The organism is Agrobacterium sp. RAC06 (assembly GCF_001713475.1).
In the GTDB taxonomy this organism is placed as follows: Bacteria; Pseudomonadota; Alphaproteobacteria; order Rhizobiales; family Rhizobiaceae; genus Allorhizobium.
In genome coordinates this window covers 2750601-2766443 of sequence record NZ_CP016499.1, presented here as the reverse complement: position 1 = coordinate 2766443, position 15843 = coordinate 2750601, and the positions used below count along the sequence as shown (strand labels likewise).

Below are 15843 nucleotides of genomic sequence, written 5' to 3'. Positions count from 1 at the left end.
GTGTGTTGCGGGATCTTGCTTTGTGGACTCCTCGGGAAACGCACAGAGTCTGCCTAGCGACTCAGTGCATTTTTGTGGTGCAAATTGCTTATCCGCAACCAGGAGAGCAGATTTGGCCCACCGCCCAACGTCCGACCACCAGCCAGCCCAGTTTACGAGGGCGAAGATTGAGCGTGGCATCAAGCGGCTTGAGCAGCGCCGAAAAGAAGTTGAGCAGTTCGATCCGACCGCCGTTGATCCTCGTGATCCTAGCGCTACAACCCGACCATTACGCACAGCTATTGAAGCGACTATGGTTGAGGTGTTTGGCGCAGGGACCATGGAGCATGATCGGTACTATATGGCTGCGTTCTTCAACTACCCCATCTCGATGGCTGGGCCAGTGTCTTCGCACGAGGTCATCACGGCCCTCACAAGGGAGAGGGTCAAATCGATCCAGTTGATTGAGAGTGCAATCGCCTTCCTGACGGAGCGCCTTGAGGACTTTCCAACGGATGAGGCTCAGACGGCACCGGTCGGAGCCACCCCGGCGCGCACCTTAGATATTACCTCCCGCACGGTCTTCATCGTGCATGGCCATGATGACGGCATGAAGGAGGGCGTGGCGCGCTTTCTTGGGTCTATTGGGTTTGACGCTATCATTCTGCACGAGCAGCCCAACCGTGGCCGTACCATCATCCAGAAGTTTCGGGAGGAGGCCAAGGATGTAGGCTTTGCAGTGGTGCTCCTCTCGCCAGACGACGAGACAACTGGAGGCCAGCACCGCGCCCGACAGAACGTTATCTTGGAGCTCGGGTTCTTTCTGGGTGCATTGGGACCCGAGCGCGTTGCAGCCCTCAAGAAGGGCGATGTGGAAACCCCGAGCGACTTTGATGGCGTGATCTATACGGCGTTCGACGGTGGAGGTGGCTGGAAGGTTGCCCTGTCGAAGGAGCTTCAGGCTGCTGGCTATTTGATAGACTGGAATGTGGTCATGGCGTAGCTCTTCGGAGATCCGCAGGGTCACAGATCTAAGTGGTTAGTCCTCACCGCCGAAACAATTCCACCCGCTCGCCGCTCTCCGAGAGATCGATCTGGAACCAGTCGATGATCTTGCGGATCTCGAGCTTCACCTCTCCGTCGCGAAGCTTCAGGTGCAGCTTGTCGCCGCTGACATGAACGGGCGTGCCGATATAGAGACGGTCATTGCCGGAGTCGTCCACGGTGTCGATGGCAAATCGCATGGTTTCCTCCCGGAAAATTTAGAATCGAAATGGGTGACAGTGGGACGAGGGTTTAGTAACGCCTGCTTGAGCGAAGCTTTCCTCCCCTTAGGGCGGGGAACTCGCGCAACGGCCTGAGATGTTTGTGAGGAGCGCGCGCGTGTTTGTCATTTCAAAGCTGTTCTGGAATGCCGTCCAGCCGCTCTCGCTCGTTTTCCTGCTTGGGCTGCTTGCGCTGGCCTTGATCTGGTTCCGCTGGCTCCGGTCGGCCGTGGCCGCCCTGTCGCTCTCGCTTCTGATTCTGTTCCTCACCCTCTACACGACCCTTGGCTCCGTGCTGCTGCAAAGCCTCGAGGCTCGATTTCCCCGGCCGGTGGTGGATCCCTCAGACGTATCCTGCATGATCGTGCTGGGTGGTGCCTTCGAGACCGAAGTCACGACAGCCCGTGGCGGCGTGGATCTCAATCAGGCGGCCGACCGCTTCGTCGAAGCGCTGCGCCTGGCGATCGGCTATCCCGAGGCAAGCGTTCTCGTGTCTGGCGGCGATGGATCCCTGAGTGGCGTCTATGAGGGCGATGCTGCGGCCTCGATCCGTTTCTTCGAGGCTTTCGGGGTATCACGCGACCGGCTCATCGCCGAAACGACATCCAGAAATACCGATGAAAACGCAAAGAACAGCCGCGAACTTCTGTCCGAGCGCGATCTGGGGCAATGCCTGCTGATCACGTCTGCCTTCCACATGCCACGCTCCGTCGGGCTGTTTCGAAAGGCAGGTGTGGATGTGGCGCCCTGGCCGGTCGATTATCGCACCGCCGGCGATCTGTCCTTCGCGCTCGACTTCACGCAGCCGACCTTGAACGCGCAGCAGATGTCGACAGCCGTCCGCGAGTGGGTGGGGCTTGCCGCCTATCGAATTCTCGGCAGGATCGACGACGTCTTTCCCGCGCCGTAAACGTCACTTTTTCGAGATCGTGAGGAATTTGGTGCCACGCACGCGAACCGTCATCGCGCAAGGCTCCTGGCCCTCTTCCCGCTCGCAATAGCGCGGATGCATCTTCAGGATGAAGACCATGTTGCCGAAGCGCTGGATGAAATCGTAGGAGTACATCTGCGCCGTGGCGATCATGAAGTAGCCACCTTCCTTCACCTGAAGATAGAAGTTGAAGGGGCATCCTTCGGCCGTGCAATCGGGCCCGCGCACGCCGTCGCAGACGATTTCGCTGCTATTGGTGACGACGTCGGTGATGCCGTCGTTGTTGATGTCGATTCGGTCGATGAAACGACCGCCAAACTGCACGGCATCACAGCGCTTGGCGTAGTGGTTCTTCTCGTAGATCTCGGGATCGGTCAGCAATTCCTGCTGCGCGAAGGCGGGCGCGGCAAAAATGCCGGTCGCGACGACGAGGAGGAGGCGGAATAGGAATGGCACGGTCTGGACTCCGGATCGCAATCTGTGCTGAACGAGGGGGAAGTCTAGCGGCTGCGTCTTGCCTCACCCTTAACGGCGTGCGGCAAATCTCGCCCGGACCGGAGGCTCCAGCGAGGAAAGAAGCCATGTCGCTCCTGTCTTATCTCGATTATGCGGGCATTGCCCTGTTTGCTGCCACCGGCGCCCTTGCGGCGTCGCGCAAGCAGCTCGATATGATCGGCTTTCTGTTCTTCGCGGTGGTGACCGGGCTCGGCGGCGGGACGGTGCGCGACATCGTGCTCGGTCGTGTGCCGGTGTTCTGGGTCCTGAATCCGGATTACATCCTGATCTGCTGCGCGATCGGCGTCGTCGTATTCTTCACTGCCCATCTTGTCGAATCGCGTTATCGCCTGTTGATCTGGCTCGATGCCATCGGGCTCTCGGCCTATTGCGTCATGGGCGCGGCCAAGGGGCTCGCTGCAACCGGTTCCCCGACAATTGCGATCGTGACGGGAACCCTGACGGCAAGCCTCGGCGGTGTGTTGCGCGATCTCTTGGCCAATGAGCCCTCGGTGCTTCTGCGGCCGGAGATCTACATCACCGCAGCTCTGGTCGGTGCGGCGGTCTTCACGGCGGCGAACGAGTTCGGCATGCCGCTTTATGCAGCCTCCGCGATCGGAGCGTTGGCAGCGTTTGCGCTCAGAGGCGGCGCGCTGTACTTCGGATGGACGTTTCCGACCTACAAACACAAGCCGGGCCGGCATCCGGATGAAGTCATGTGAGGCGAGGCGAGGGAGAGATCAGCCCTGCTTGGGGCGCAGCCGGATCACAACGTCGACATGCGCGATTTCCATGCCTTCCGGCGGTGGCGGCAGATTGTCGATGCTGATGTTGTTGACCGGGATGTCCAGCACCTTGTTCTCGCCTTCGACGAAGAAATGGTGATGGTCGGACACGTTCGTGTCGAAATAGGTCTTGGAGCTTTCAACCGCGAGAACACGGATCAGCCCTGCTTCGGTGAACTGGTGCAGCGTGTTGTAGACGGTCGCAAGCGAGACGGGAAAATCGGCGGAGATCGCCTCTTCGTGCAGTTCTTCGACGGTCAGGTGGCGGTCACCCTTTGCGAACAGCAGGCCGGCCAGCGCAATACGCTGCTTCGTCGGGCGAAGGCCCGAGCGGCGCAGTTTCAATTCGATACCCGTTTGGCAGGTTGCCATCGTCAAAGACGCACTCCAGTCGTTGCGTGGCATGCATGAGCTTCCACACGTGTGGATATAGCTGCAAAATCAGGCTCTTTCAATAGATACGGTAACGAGAAGCCTTGTGACGCCTGCTGTCGGGCGGTTTTTGATGTTTCGGGTCTGGTGATGCCCTTTTCCTTCCTGTATGCGACGATGATATGAGGATGAGGCCGGCAAGGCCTTAAGGAAACCGGCGGAGCGGCTGCGGGGCTTCAATTTGCCACCGTCTTGCTCTAATGGGTCCCGGATATCTGAAGCAGAGGGGGGAAGAAGAAGAACAATGGTTACGAGACAGTCCAGCTATAACTACGACGAAATCCTCGCCTGCGGCCGCGGTGAACTCTTCGGCGAGGGCAACGCGCAGCTCCCCCTGCCGCCCATGCTGATGGTGCACCGGATCACAGACATTTCCGAAACCGGCGGTGCCTTCGACAAGGGCTATATTCGTGCCGAATACGATGTCCGTCCCGATGATTGGTATTTCCCCTGCCATTTCCAGGGCAACCCCATCATGCCGGGCTGCCTTGGCCTCGACGGCATGTGGCAGCTGACCGGCTTCTTCCTCGGCTGGCTGGGAGAACCCGGCCGCGGCATGGCGCTGTCAACGGGCGAAGTGAAGTTCAAGGGCATGGTGCGCCCCGAGACGAAACTTCTCGAATACGGCATCGACTTCAAGCGCGTCATGCGCGGTCGCCTGGTGCTCGGCACGGCCGATGGCTGGTTAAAGGCCGATGGCGAAACTATCTACCAGGCATCCGACCTGCGCGTCGGTCTGTCGAAGGACAAGGCGGCCTGAACCGGCCCGGTCCGCACCTGAAGTTTATAAAGAAGGTCTGAGAGATGAGACGGGTTGTAGTAACAGGTCTTGGCATCGTGTCCTCCATCGGTGCCGATGCCGCCGAAGTCACAGCATCGCTGCGCGACGCCAAGTCGGGCATCACCTTTTCTCCCGATTTCGCCGAACACGGCTTCAAGTGCCAGGTCTGGGGCAAGCCCGGTTTGGACCCGACCGATCTGGTTGACCGTCGTGCCATGCGTTTCCTGTCCCAGGGCGGTGCCTGGAACCATGTGGCCATGAAGCAGGCCATCGCCGATGCCGGTCTCGAAGAGGCCGATTATCAGCAGAATGAGCGCGTCGGCATCATCATGGGCTCCGGTGGTCCGTCGACCAAGCAGATCGTCGAAGCTGCCGATATCGTCCGCCAGAACAACAGCCCGAAACGCATCGGCCCCTTTGCCGTTCCGAAGGCGATGTCGTCGACGGCATCCGCAACGCTTGCCACCTGGTTCAAGCTGCACGGCGTCAACTACTCGATCTCGTCCGCCTGCTCGACCTCGGCGCACTGCATCGGCAACGCCTATGAGATGATCCAGTGGGGCAAGCAGGACATGGTCTTTGCTGGCGGCCACGAAGATCTCGACTGGACGATGTCCAGCCTGTTCGATGCTATGGGCGCCATGTCGTCGAAGTACAACGACACACCTTCGACCGCCTCGCGCGCCTATGACGTCTCGCGTGACGGCTTCGTCATCGCCGGCGGCGCTGGCGTTCTGGTCCTCGAAGAGCTCGAGCATGCCAAGGCCCGCGGCGCCAAGATCTATGCCGAGGTCGTCGGCTATGGTGCCACCTCCGACGGCTACGACATGGTCGCTCCCTCGGGCGAAGGCGCGATCCGCTGCATGCGCCAGGCCCTGTCGACTGTGAAGGGCGATGTCGATTACATCAACACCCATGGCACTTCGACGCCGGTGGGTGATAGCAAGGAAATCGGCGCAATCCGCGAAGTCTTCGGCGACAAGATCCCGCATATCCAGTCGACCAAGTCGCTAACCGGTCACTCACTCGGTGCTGCCGGCGTGCAGGAATCGATCTATGGTCTCCTGATGATGCAGGCCGGCTTCATCGGCGAAAGCGCGCACATCACCGAACTCGATCCCGAGTTCGAAGGTGTGCCGGTTGTTCGCAAGCGCATCGACAACGCAAAGATCGATACCGTGCTGTCGAATTCCTTCGGCTTCGGCGGTACCAACGCGACGCTGGTCTTCCAGCGCCATCAAGGCTGATCGTCGAGACGTCAGAATAAAAAAAGCCTGGCGCGTTGCCGCGCCAGGCGTTCATCCGAAGTGGTCCGCCAGCCGTGGGAGTACGGCTTACTTCGGTTGATGAGGATCGGTATGGTCAATGACGCCGATCAGCATGGCGAGGCTCACCGCATGCATCAGATTGCTCGCTTCAAGCTTATCTTGAGCGCTGACCAGAGCCTGGTTCACCTCTTCCCGTGACAGCACGAGCGCATTCGCCGCCTCGTCCGACCGCATGCCTTCGGCAACGAGCTGCAAGCAGAGGATTTCCCGATCCGAAAGGATCGAAATAGCAGGCGATCTTCCGATTGCCCGTTTGGTATCGGTTTTCATGATTTTTGTTGCCGCACTGGAGAAAGGTCGACTTGATATCCATCAGGTCGTCAGGCGGCGCTCATAGCATTCTGCCGGACCTGCGTCGTTGACATCGCACGCCAACCGCTTATCCGAACACGCTAAAAGAAGAGAAATTCAGCGCTCCAAGCGCTTTGATAGCCTGATTACGCCGGATCACTCTGCACTTGTCAAGTTTCTGAAGCTCTCATGCCGACTTCCGCTCCCGCACTTCCGTTGGTGTGGTGCCGAACCATCGCGTGACCGAGCGCGTGAAAGCGCTCGGCGCGGAATAGCCGAGCCGGTAGCAGATTTCCGAAATCGGCAGTTCACTTTCGGTCAGCAGATTGAAGCTGACTTCCTTGCGGATCTGATCCCGCAGCTCGTTGAGGCTCGTCCCGTGACCCGCCAGACGGCGCTGGAACGTTCTCTCCGACAAGCCGAAATAGGGTGCGATCTCGGCGAGCGGATAATCGTCATCCGACACGTGCAGCAGCAGGTAGCGACGGACCTGGTCGAGGAAGTCGGCGCTTTTCTCCGGCGTCGGTGGCCTCAGGCTCCGACACTGCAGATCCATCAGTTCAAAAAGCCTGCGGTCGCCCGTGGGATTCTGGGCTTGAAGGAAGCTTGGCGGGAAATGCACGCAGTTCACGCGCGCCCCGAAACTGACGCGTCGCGACAGCAATTGTCGAAAGGGCTTGTGATTGCGGGGAGCCGGTCTTTCCAGTTGTACCTCGATACTGTCGCTGGTGGCAAACGCCTGGGCTCGTTGCATCACCAGCCCGACCGACATATCGACATACTGGTCGCGTTTTACGATGATGGGAGCGAAGGTCCAGGCGATATACGCGCCTCGGTCGCCAAGCGTAAGCTTGGAATAGCTGGTCTGGGTGGCATACTGGATGTGGTCGTCGAGAAACTGGACGAAATCCAGCCCTGTCGGCGCGGCCATCAATCCATATCCGAACGGACCGGTCGAGCCTGCCTCATATCGCGTGATGCTTGTAAGCGCGAATGCCTCATCGTCGGACAGGAGCGCGCAGGTCTCCAGGAGCCTGCACAGGCGGTCGAGGCTGATGCGCGCAGTGAGGCTCTGGAAAATCTCCGGATCGATCTCCAGCGCCTTGCAAATGGGCTTTATGTCGATGCCATAGGACTGGGCATGCTCGACCACCGCTGAGGCGAGGCCGGCCACGGTGGTCAATTCATCGGTGAGATTCCGAGAAGGCATGAGACCGCTGGCGCCAGAAGTGAAGCTTATGGCGCCAGATGCTAAGGTAGGTGCGATCCGGAGTCGAGGGGCGCGTAGTCTAAGGCCGCCCGCTCCCGATCACGATCGCTTTGGCATCAGCGCTTTGCCCAGAGGACCTTAAAGCGAGCATTTCGGCAGACTTCGCCATGCTGCTTGAAATGCTGAGCCAGGACAGGCTCATAGGGCAGGCCCCGGTTCGCCACCATCAGAAGATCGCCGCCGCCGCGCAGCGAATCCGCTGCAGCTTTTATCATCGCAGCGCCGATAGACGGCTCGGCGGCATGACCCTCATGGAAGGGCGGGTTCATGATGACGAGGTCGTATTTTTCCTTCGGCGGCTCGTTGCCGAGATCCTGCCAGAAAAACCGTGTCGTCAGATCAGGGCAGTTGCGCGCCAGATTGCGCTTGGCATGCTCGAGTGCCTCGTGGCTCGCTTCGAAAAGATCGATGCGATTGGTACGGGGCGAAGCGTCAGCCAGCATGACCGAGAGATATCCCCAGCCAGCGCCGAAATCGGCCGCATTGCCGTCGAAGGCCGTCGGCAGGCGGCTCGCGAGCAGTTCGGAGCCTTCGTCGGCATGGGCATGTGAGAAGAGACCGGAGCGCGTCTCGAAACGTCCGTCGACCGTGACCGGCTTGGCGGAAAGCGTCGAAACGATTGCCGAGGAATCCTCGGGCGTGCTGAACCAGACGACGACGCCGTGGTATTTCGGCATGGATTCCGGCGAAAGGCCGAGCCGGTCCAGCTGCTTGCGCAGCGGCAGAATGCCGTCTTCCTTGGCGCCTGCAACCAGGATCATCCCGCCGGCTTTCACCCGCCGCAGCGCTTCGGCAACGCGGTCCTCGTTGACGCCCTTGTGCTTGCCGCAGAGGATGAGGGCACCGTCGTAGCCCTCGCCATCGACGATCGGGACGGGCTGGAGGTGGCTGGCTTCGAGGCGCCGGAATTCCGGGCGGAAATCCTGAACCACGGTCAGTTCGGCGGCAAAGCCCTCGGGCTTGGCAAATCCCGCTTCAGCGCCGAGAAACAGGTAGCGACTTCCAGCTTCGGGAAGGGCGACGGTTTCGGTGACGAAGGGGTGGAACAGGGTCTTCAGCGTTTCGCGGCTCATGGCTCGGTCTTCTTTCTCGGCGAACAAAAAAGGCGCGGGAAATTCTCCCGCGCCTCGGATCGGGAACGACGTCAGCTTACTCAGCTGCTTCGCCGTCTTCCTTCTTCTTCTCGGCAGCGATTTCCTGGCCGGTTGCCTGATCGACGACCTTCATCGACAGGCGGACCTTGCCGCGCTCGTCGAAGCCCATGAGCTTGACCCAGACCTTGTCGCCTTCCTTGACGACGTCGGAGGTCTTGGCCACGCGCTCGGAAGCCAGCTGCGAGATGTGAACGAGGCCGTCACGCGAACCGAAGAAGTTGACGAATGCGCCGAAGTCGGCGGTCTTCACAACGGTACCTTCGTAGATCACGCCAACTTCTGGCTCGGCCACGATCGAATGGATCCACTTGCGGGCCGCTTCGATCTCCTTGCCGGAGGCGGAGGCGATCTTCACGGTGCCGTCGTCTTCGATGTTGATCTTGGCGCCGGTCTTTTCGACGATTTCGCGGATGACCTTGCCGCCCGAGCCGATGACTTCACGGATCTTGTCGACCGGGATGTTCATCACTTCGATGCGCGGTGCGAATTCGCCGAGTTGGCCGCGGCTTTCCGAAAGGGCGTTCGCCATTTCGTTCAGGATGTGCTTGCGGCCACCCTGAGCCTGGCCGAGTGCAACCTTCATGATCTCTTCGGTGATGCCGGCGATCTTGATGTCCATCTGCAGCGAGGTGATGCCGTCGGCAGTACCCGCAACCTTGAAGTCCATGTCGCCGAGATGGTCTTCGTCACCCAGGATGTCGGAGAGAACCGCAAAGCGCTCGCCTTCGAGGATCAGACCCATGGCGATACCGGCAACCGGCTTGGCCAGCGGAACGCCAGCGTCCATCAGTGCGAGCGAGGTGCCGCAGACGGTTGCCATCGAGGACGAGCCGTTCGACTCGGTGATCTCGGAGACGACGCGCAGCGTGTAGGGGAACTGCTCAGCCGACGGCAGCATCGGACGGATAGCGCGCCATGCGAGCTTGCCGTGACCGATTTCGCGACGACCCGGCGAACCCATGCGGCCGGTTTCACCGACGGAGTAGGGCGGGAAGTTGTAATGCAGAAGGAAGCGTTCCTTGTACATGCCGGTCAGGCTGTCGACATACTGTTCGTCTTCGCCGGTACCGAGCGTGGCAACAACGATTGCCTGCGTCTCGCCGCGGGTGAAGAGGGCCGAACCATGCGTGCGCGGCAGGATACCGACTTCCGACACGATCGCACGAACGGTCGACAGGTCACGACCGTCGATGCGGCTCTTCGTGTCGAGGATGTTCCAGCGAACGATCTTCGCCTGCAGGTGCTTGAAGACGGCACCGATGACTTCGTTCGAATACTTCGGTTCTGCACCTTCCGGGAAGAAATGTGCCTTCACCTTGGCCTTGACGGCGTCGACGGCGGTGTAGCGATCAGCCTTCTGGGTGATCTTGTAGGCTGCGCGCAGTTCGGTTTCGGCGATCGACAGCATTTCAGCTTCGAGAGCGGAATGATCCTCCGGTTCGAACTCGCGCGGCTCCTTGGCAGCCACTTCAGCGAGCTTGATGATCGCGTCGATGACCGGCTGGAAGCCCTTGTGGCCGAACATGACGGCGCCGAGCATGATGTCTTCGTTGAGTTCCTTGGCTTCCGACTCGACCATCAGGACGGCGTCCTGGGTGCCGGCGACGACCAGATCCAGAACCGACTCGTCCATCTCGTCGAGATGCGGGTTCAGAACATATTCGCCGTTGATGTAGCCGACGCGAGCGCCGCCGACCGGGCCCATGAAGGGCACGCCGGAGAGCGTCAGCGCTGCCGAAGCGGCAACCATCGACAATACGTCCGGATCGTTTTCGAGGTCATGCTGGACGACGGTGACGACGACCTGGGTGTCGTTCTTGTAGCCTTCCGGGAAGAGCGGGCGGATCGGACGGTCGATCAGACGGGAAACCAGCGTTTCCTTTTCCGACGGACGACCTTCGCGCTTGAAGTAGCCACCCGGGATCTTGCCGGCGGCGTAGGTCTTTTCCTGGTAATTGACGGTGAGCGGGAAGAAATCCTGGCCCGGCTTCGGCGACTTGGCCGAAACGACGGTGGCGAGAACGACGGTTTCGCCATAAGTGGCGAGAACGGCACCGTCAGCCTGGCGGGCGATCTTGCCGGTCTCGAGCTTCAGCGGGCGGCCTGCCCACTCGATCTCAACGCTGTGAACATCAAACATATCTTGTCCTTCATATGCGGACCTTCGTCCTGCCGAATGGGCAGGGGGCGGTTGGTCTGCAATGTGCTGACGCAATCACGGGCAAGACAGTGGGAGGCTTCGGTTTCGGCATTGGCCGGTTCGAGCACCCGACAGGGTGCGGAAGCATCCAACAATCCTGCCCCATGACAGGTCATCGGTTGTCGTCGACAGATCCGGCCCATCCGGCCTGTCGTTCGTTCCGGGCGGTCTTCGCGCGGAACCAGTCGCGGGTCTTGTAGCCTGACCCGGAAAGGCAACCGGCGGACCTTCGTGAAGAAGGTCCGCCGGGAAGTCGTTAGCGGCGGATGCCGAGGCGCGTGATCAGGGTCGTGTAGCGAGCCTCATCCTGCTTCTTGACATAGTCGAGAAGCGAACGGCGGGTCGAAACCATGGTCAGAAGGCCACGACGCGAGTGGTTGTCCTTCTTGTGACCCTTGAAGTGTTCCGTCAGGTTGGTGATACGCTCGGTCAGGATTGCGACCTGAACTTCCGGAGAACCGGTGTCGCCTTCCTTGATTGCGTATTCCTTGATGAGGGCGGCCTTGCGCTCTGCAGTGATCGACATCGTGAATCCTTTCTAGAATAAGGAGAAACAGGTCGCCAAACGCCGGGATGTCGTCCAGCATTGGCCGTGAATGCAGGCACCCGAAGGGCCAGCTGCCGCCGCCTATACTCCATTCCCTCAAGAAAGGAAAGAGCAGGCGGCGGGAAGGCGTCAGGCGAAGACGCGCCGCGGGTGAAACTCGCCGCCCGCGATCTCGCCGATGGCGATCAACTTGCCGCCGGCAAGCGCCACGGCCTCAGGCTCTGCAACGGGTGCATCGCGGCCGCGCAGGATGATCGGGTTGCCCATGCGCAGCCGATGCGCCTGGTCATCGGTGATCCTGAGCTGCGGCAGGGCGGAAAGCGCTTCTGCCGTATCGCCGAGGAATGCATCGAGAGCGGCCAGCCGCTCATCCCGGTCCTCGATGGCTTCGAGCGCCACGAGCTCCGCGAGCGGCACCATCATCTCCTCGGCAAACGGGGCCACGAAGGTGCGGCGGAGCGAGGAGATATGGCCGTAGCAGCCGAGATCGCGACCAAAGTCGCGGGCCAGCGAGCGCACGTAAGTGCCTTTGCCGCATTCAACCTCGAAATGTGCCTTGTCGCCTTCGCAGTTCAGCAGCGTCAGGCGGTGAACCTCGACCTCGCGAGAGGGGATCTCGACTGTCTCGCCATCGCGGGCGAGATCATAGGCCCGCTCGCCGGCAATCTTGATCGCCGAGAACTGCGGCGGGATCTGGCTGATGGTGCCGGTGTAGTTGGGCAGCAACGCCTCGATGTCGCTCTTTGCAGGGCGCTTGTCGGAGCTCTGCGTCACCTCGCCCTCGAGATCGTCCGTCGAGCGCTCCTCGCCCCAGGTCACCGTGAATTCGTAGATCTTGCGGCCGTCCATGACGTAAGGGACGGTCTTCGTCGCATCGCCGAGTGCAATCGGCAGCATGCCTGATGCGAGCGGATCGAGCGTGCCGGCATGACCGGCCTTCTGGGCGTTGAACAGCCACTTGATCTTGCCGACGGCCTCGGTCGAGCCGAAATCCACCGGCTTGTCGAGAATGAGCCAGCCCGAAATCGGGCGGCCCTTGGGCTTGCGGGGTTTGGACATCTAGGTCTTTTCTCAGTCTTGATCTTCGTCGGAGCCGAGGTCGCGCTGGACCTCCGGCGAACGCAGCAGCGCATCGATCTTCTGGTAGTTGTCGAAGCTGGTGTCGTCGCGGAAACGGACTTCCGGCATGTATTTCAGCTGCCGGAGCTGGTTGCCCAGCCGGCCGCGAATGTATTTGGCGTGCTTGTTGAGGGCTGCAATGACCGTGTCATGGTCCTTGACGCCGAGCGGCGTGACATAAGCGGTCGCCATCTTGAGGTCCGGCGACATGCGGACTTCGGAGATGGAGATGACGGTTTTTTCGATCACCTCGTCGCGGACTTCGCCGCGCTGCAGGACCTGGGTGATGGCGGCACGCACCTGCTCGCCGACGCGCAGCATGCGCTGCGAAGGTGCCGAAGAGGTTGGTTTTGTCATGGTTCAAAGCCTTTCGCATGACATCGGGGGCGCTTGCCTGCTGCGTCATGCCGTAATTGTGGTTCATCCGGCCAATGCCGGATGTCACGATCCCATAAACAGCGAGCGCCGGAATATCCGGCGCCCGAAAGGATCGTTGTTCGAAACGCCTGAGATCAGAGCGTACGCGTGATATGTTCCACGCGGAAGCACTCGATCGTGTCGCCGGCGCGGATGTCTTCGTAGTTCTCGAAGGCCATACCGCATTCCTGACCCATCGGCACGTCGGACACTTCGTCCTTGAAGCGCTTGAGCGTCTTGAGCTTGCCTTCGTGGATGACGACATTGTCGCGCAGCAGGCGAACGCCCGCACCACGTTCGACCTTGCCCTCGATAACACGGCAACCTGCGACTTTGCCGGTCTTGGTGATGTTGAACACCTCCAGGATCTCGGCATTGCCGAGGAAGGTTTCGCGACGCTCCGGAGAGAGCAGGCCCGACATCGCTGCCTTCACGTCATCCACCAGATCGTAGATGATGTTGTAGTAGCGGATCTCGATGCCGGCACGCTCGGAAGCGGTACGAGCCTGGGCGTTCGCACGGACGTTGAAGCCGATGATCGCGGCATTGGATGCCTCGGCGAGCGAGATATCCGATTCCGTGATGGCGCCGGCGCCCGAATGGACGATACGGGCACGCACTTCGTCGGTGCCAAGCTTGTCGAGTGCCGCGACGATCGCTTCCACAGAGCCCTGAACATCGCCCTTGATGACCAGCGGGAACTCCTTGAAGCCGGTGTTCTGCAGCTGGCTCATCATCTGTTCCAGCGAACCGCGCTGACCCGACTGGCGGGCGACAGCCTTGTCGCGGGCCAGACGCTGACGATACTCGGAGATCTCGCGAGCGCGGCTCTCGTTTTCGACGACGGCAAACTTGTCACCGGCAGCAGGCGTGCCCGACAGGCCGAGGATCTCGACCGGCATGGCAGGACCCGCTTCCTTTACGTGCTCACCCTTGTCGTTGACGAGGGCGCGAACGCGGCCCCACTGGTCGCCGGCAACGATGATCTGGCCGGGCTTCAAGGTGCCCTTCTGGACGAGAACCGTCGCAACGGCACCACGACCGCGGTCGAGTTGTGCTTCGATAACGGTACCTTCGGCAGTCCGCGTCGGGTCGGCCTTCAGGTCGAGGATTTCGGCCTGCAGAAGCACGGCTTCGAGCAGCTTGTCGAGGTTGAGCTTGTTCTTCGCCGAGACTTCGACGTCGAGCACTTCACCGCCCATCGATTCAACGAAGACTTCATGCTGCAGAAGCTGCTGGCGAACCTTGTCCGGGTTAGCCTCATGCTTGTCGATCTTGTTGATCGCCACGATGATCGGAACGCCGGCAGCCTTCGCATGGCTGATGGATTCGATCGTCTGCGGCATCACGCTATCGTCTGCTGCAACCACGAGGATCGCAATGTCGGTCGCCTGGGCGCCACGGGCACGCATTGCGGTAAACGCTGCGTGGCCGGGGGTGTCGATGAAGGTGATCTTCTGGCCGTTCTGCTCGACCTGGTAAGCACCGATATGCTGGGTAATGCCACCGGCTTCGCCCGATACGACCGAGGTCTTGCGGATGGCGTCGAGCAGCGAGGTCTTGCCGTGATCGACGTGACCCATGATCGTGACCACGGGCGGACGAGATACCAGCTCGCCTTCGTCGTCCTTGACGTTGAAGATGCCTTCTTCAACGTCGGATTCCGATACGCGCTTCACGGTGTGACCGAATTCGGTGGCGATGAGTTCTGCAAGGTCGGCATCGATGATGTCGCCCGGCTTCATCATCTGACCTTCCTTCATCAGGTACTTGATGACGTCGACGGCGCGCTCGGACATGCGCTGCGACAGTTCCTGAATGGTGATGGTCTCAGGCAGAATAACCTCGCGCATGACCTTTTCACGGGTCTCCTGCATCTGGCTGCGGCGGAACTTCTCCTGACGGCGGCGCATGGCAGAGAGCGAGCGGCCACGGGCGGTGCCGTCATCCTCGACATTGGCCGTGGTGACGGTCAGCTTGCCACGACGACGGTCCTCTTCGACCTTCGGACGGGCAGGGACCTTGGGGGCCACTGGCATGGCGACCTTGCCCCGACCGGGGATCGTCCGCGGGGATGCGCGGCCCTCGTCTTCGTCATTGGTCTTGCGTCCACGCACGAACCCAGGTGCGCCGGGTGCCGGAATGGCCGTACGGTTCACGACGACGGGCGCGTCAGCCACCGGCGCCACAGCGGGCTCAGCGGCAACTTCAGCTTCCGGCTGTGTCTCGGGCTGCGGCTCGGCGGCGCGGCGTGCTGCCTCTTCGGCGGCCAGGCGTGCGGCTTCCTCGGCTTCGGCCTTGCGGCGAGCTTCGTCGATCACGCGCTGCTTGGCTTCCTCAACTTCACGAATCTGGGCTTCGGCAAGGGCGCGGCGACGCGCTTCCATCTCGCCGGCCGACAGGTCGTGCAGAACGGCACCACGCGGACGTTCCGGTTGGCGCTGCGGCTGCGAGGGCTGCTGGCGTTGCGGCTGTTGGGGGCGCTGCGGCTGCTGCGGGCGATGCTGCTGTGCCGGTGCCGGTGCCGGGCGCGCAGCTGCAACGGGTGCCGCAACCGGCGAAGGTGCCTGTGTCGGCGCCGGCGTCGGAGCTGCCGCGGCCGGTTCCGCACGAACAGGGGTGATCGGCGTAATCGGTGGCTTTTCGTCGAGCGGCCTGGTCGTCCGGCGCTTCACCGTTTCGACGACGACCGACTTCGTACGGCCGCGCCCCATGTCCTGGCGCACGGTACCCTGGCTCATCCCCGATGGTTTCAGGGTGAGAGTCTTCTTCACGCCGATAGTCTTGTCGTCTTTGTTGTCGGTCATTCCGTTCCCGTTCCTTCGAGCGGGGCCGGATGCCGAGCATCA

16 protein-coding genes are annotated in these 15843 nt (G+C 61.0%); 5 read left to right on the top strand and 11 right to left on the bottom strand.

Going from position 1 to position 15843, the window contains the following annotated elements; all coding sequences use genetic code 11:
• Positions 1 to 112: 112 nt before the first annotated feature.
• A complete protein-coding gene (locus BSY240_RS13370; protein ID WP_069042631.1) occupies positions 113 to 982 on the top strand; it encodes a TIR domain-containing protein in 870 nt (289 codons plus the stop codon).
• A 43-nt stretch (positions 983 to 1025) separates the two neighbouring features.
• Here BSY240_RS13370 and BSY240_RS13365 read toward each other — a convergent pair whose 3' ends face one another.
• Entirely contained in the window at positions 1026 to 1223 is a 198-nt protein-coding gene (locus BSY240_RS13365; protein ID WP_069042630.1) for a hypothetical protein, read from the bottom strand.
• A 139-nt stretch (positions 1224 to 1362) separates the two neighbouring features.
• Between BSY240_RS13365 and BSY240_RS13360 the strand changes: the two genes are divergently transcribed.
• Positions 1363 to 2154, top strand: a complete 792-nt coding sequence (locus tag BSY240_RS13360) for a YdcF family protein (protein ID WP_069042629.1) — start codon at positions 1363 to 1365, stop codon at positions 2152 to 2154.
• Positions 2155 to 2157: 3 nt separating this feature from the next.
• Here the strand turns inward: BSY240_RS13360 and BSY240_RS13355 are convergent, their stop codons facing one another.
• Positions 2158 to 2631: a hypothetical protein gene (locus tag BSY240_RS13355; protein ID WP_054149378.1), complete on the bottom strand. Its 474-nt coding sequence runs from the start codon at positions 2629 to 2631 to the stop codon at positions 2158 to 2160.
• A gap of 125 nt (positions 2632 to 2756) precedes the next feature.
• Between BSY240_RS13355 and BSY240_RS13350 the strand changes: the two genes are divergently transcribed.
• Positions 2757 to 3392, top strand: coding sequence for a trimeric intracellular cation channel family protein (locus tag BSY240_RS13350; protein WP_054149379.1), 636 nt, complete (start codon positions 2757 to 2759; stop codon positions 3390 to 3392).
• 18 nt (positions 3393 to 3410) lie between these two features.
• Here BSY240_RS13350 and irrA read toward each other — a convergent pair whose 3' ends face one another.
• Complete coding sequence (gene irrA, locus BSY240_RS13345) at positions 3411 to 3827, bottom strand: iron response transcriptional regulator IrrA (protein ID WP_006725267.1); 417 nt, start codon at positions 3825 to 3827, stop codon at positions 3411 to 3413.
• Between the two features lie 304 nt (positions 3828 to 4131).
• On the opposite strand from irrA, the gene fabA reads away from it, so the two are divergent.
• Complete coding sequence (fabA, locus tag BSY240_RS13340; RefSeq protein ID WP_054149380.1) at positions 4132 to 4647, top strand: 3-hydroxyacyl-[acyl-carrier-protein] dehydratase FabA; 516 nt, start codon at positions 4132 to 4134, stop codon at positions 4645 to 4647.
• Between the two features lie 44 nt (positions 4648 to 4691).
• The gene (gene fabB / locus BSY240_RS13335; RefSeq protein ID WP_054149381.1) at positions 4692 to 5915 is read left to right on the top strand and encodes a beta-ketoacyl-ACP synthase I; all 1224 of its coding nucleotides are present in this window, start codon (positions 4692 to 4694) and stop codon (positions 5913 to 5915) included.
• 87 nt (positions 5916 to 6002) lie between these two features.
• On the opposite strand, the gene BSY240_RS13330 is transcribed toward fabB, so the two are convergent.
• From BSY240_RS13330 to infB, 8 genes are all read right to left on the bottom strand, one after another.
• Positions 6003 to 6191 carry a LuxR C-terminal-related transcriptional regulator gene (locus BSY240_RS13330; RefSeq protein WP_236759254.1) on the bottom strand — a complete coding sequence of 63 codons (189 nt, stop codon included), beginning with the start codon at positions 6189 to 6191 and terminating at the stop codon, positions 6003 to 6005.
• A 283-nt stretch (positions 6192 to 6474) separates the two neighbouring features.
• A complete protein-coding gene (locus BSY240_RS13325; RefSeq protein ID WP_069042627.1) occupies positions 6475 to 7497 on the bottom strand; it encodes an AraC family transcriptional regulator in 1023 nt (340 codons plus the stop codon).
• Between the two features lie 116 nt (positions 7498 to 7613).
• Complete coding sequence (locus tag BSY240_RS13320; RefSeq protein WP_069042626.1) at positions 7614 to 8630, bottom strand: class I SAM-dependent methyltransferase; 1017 nt, start codon at positions 8628 to 8630, stop codon at positions 7614 to 7616.
• 76 nt (positions 8631 to 8706) lie between these two features.
• Complete coding sequence (pnp, locus tag BSY240_RS13315) at positions 8707 to 10851, bottom strand: polyribonucleotide nucleotidyltransferase (protein WP_069042625.1); 2145 nt, start codon at positions 10849 to 10851, stop codon at positions 8707 to 8709.
• A gap of 316 nt (positions 10852 to 11167) precedes the next feature.
• Positions 11168 to 11437, bottom strand: coding sequence for a 30S ribosomal protein S15 (gene rpsO, locus BSY240_RS13310; protein WP_006725260.1), 270 nt, complete (start codon positions 11435 to 11437; stop codon positions 11168 to 11170).
• 150 nt (positions 11438 to 11587) lie between these two features.
• A complete protein-coding gene (truB, locus tag BSY240_RS13305) occupies positions 11588 to 12517 on the bottom strand; it encodes a tRNA pseudouridine(55) synthase TruB (protein WP_006725259.1) in 930 nt (309 codons plus the stop codon).
• A 12-nt stretch (positions 12518 to 12529) separates the two neighbouring features.
• A complete protein-coding gene (gene rbfA / locus BSY240_RS13300) occupies positions 12530 to 12934 on the bottom strand; it encodes a 30S ribosome-binding factor RbfA (protein WP_054149385.1) in 405 nt (134 codons plus the stop codon).
• A 155-nt stretch (positions 12935 to 13089) separates the two neighbouring features.
• Complete coding sequence (gene infB, locus BSY240_RS13295; protein ID WP_054149386.1) at positions 13090 to 15801, bottom strand: translation initiation factor IF-2; 2712 nt, start codon at positions 15799 to 15801, stop codon at positions 13090 to 13092.
• Positions 15802 to 15843 lie beyond the last annotated feature (42 nt).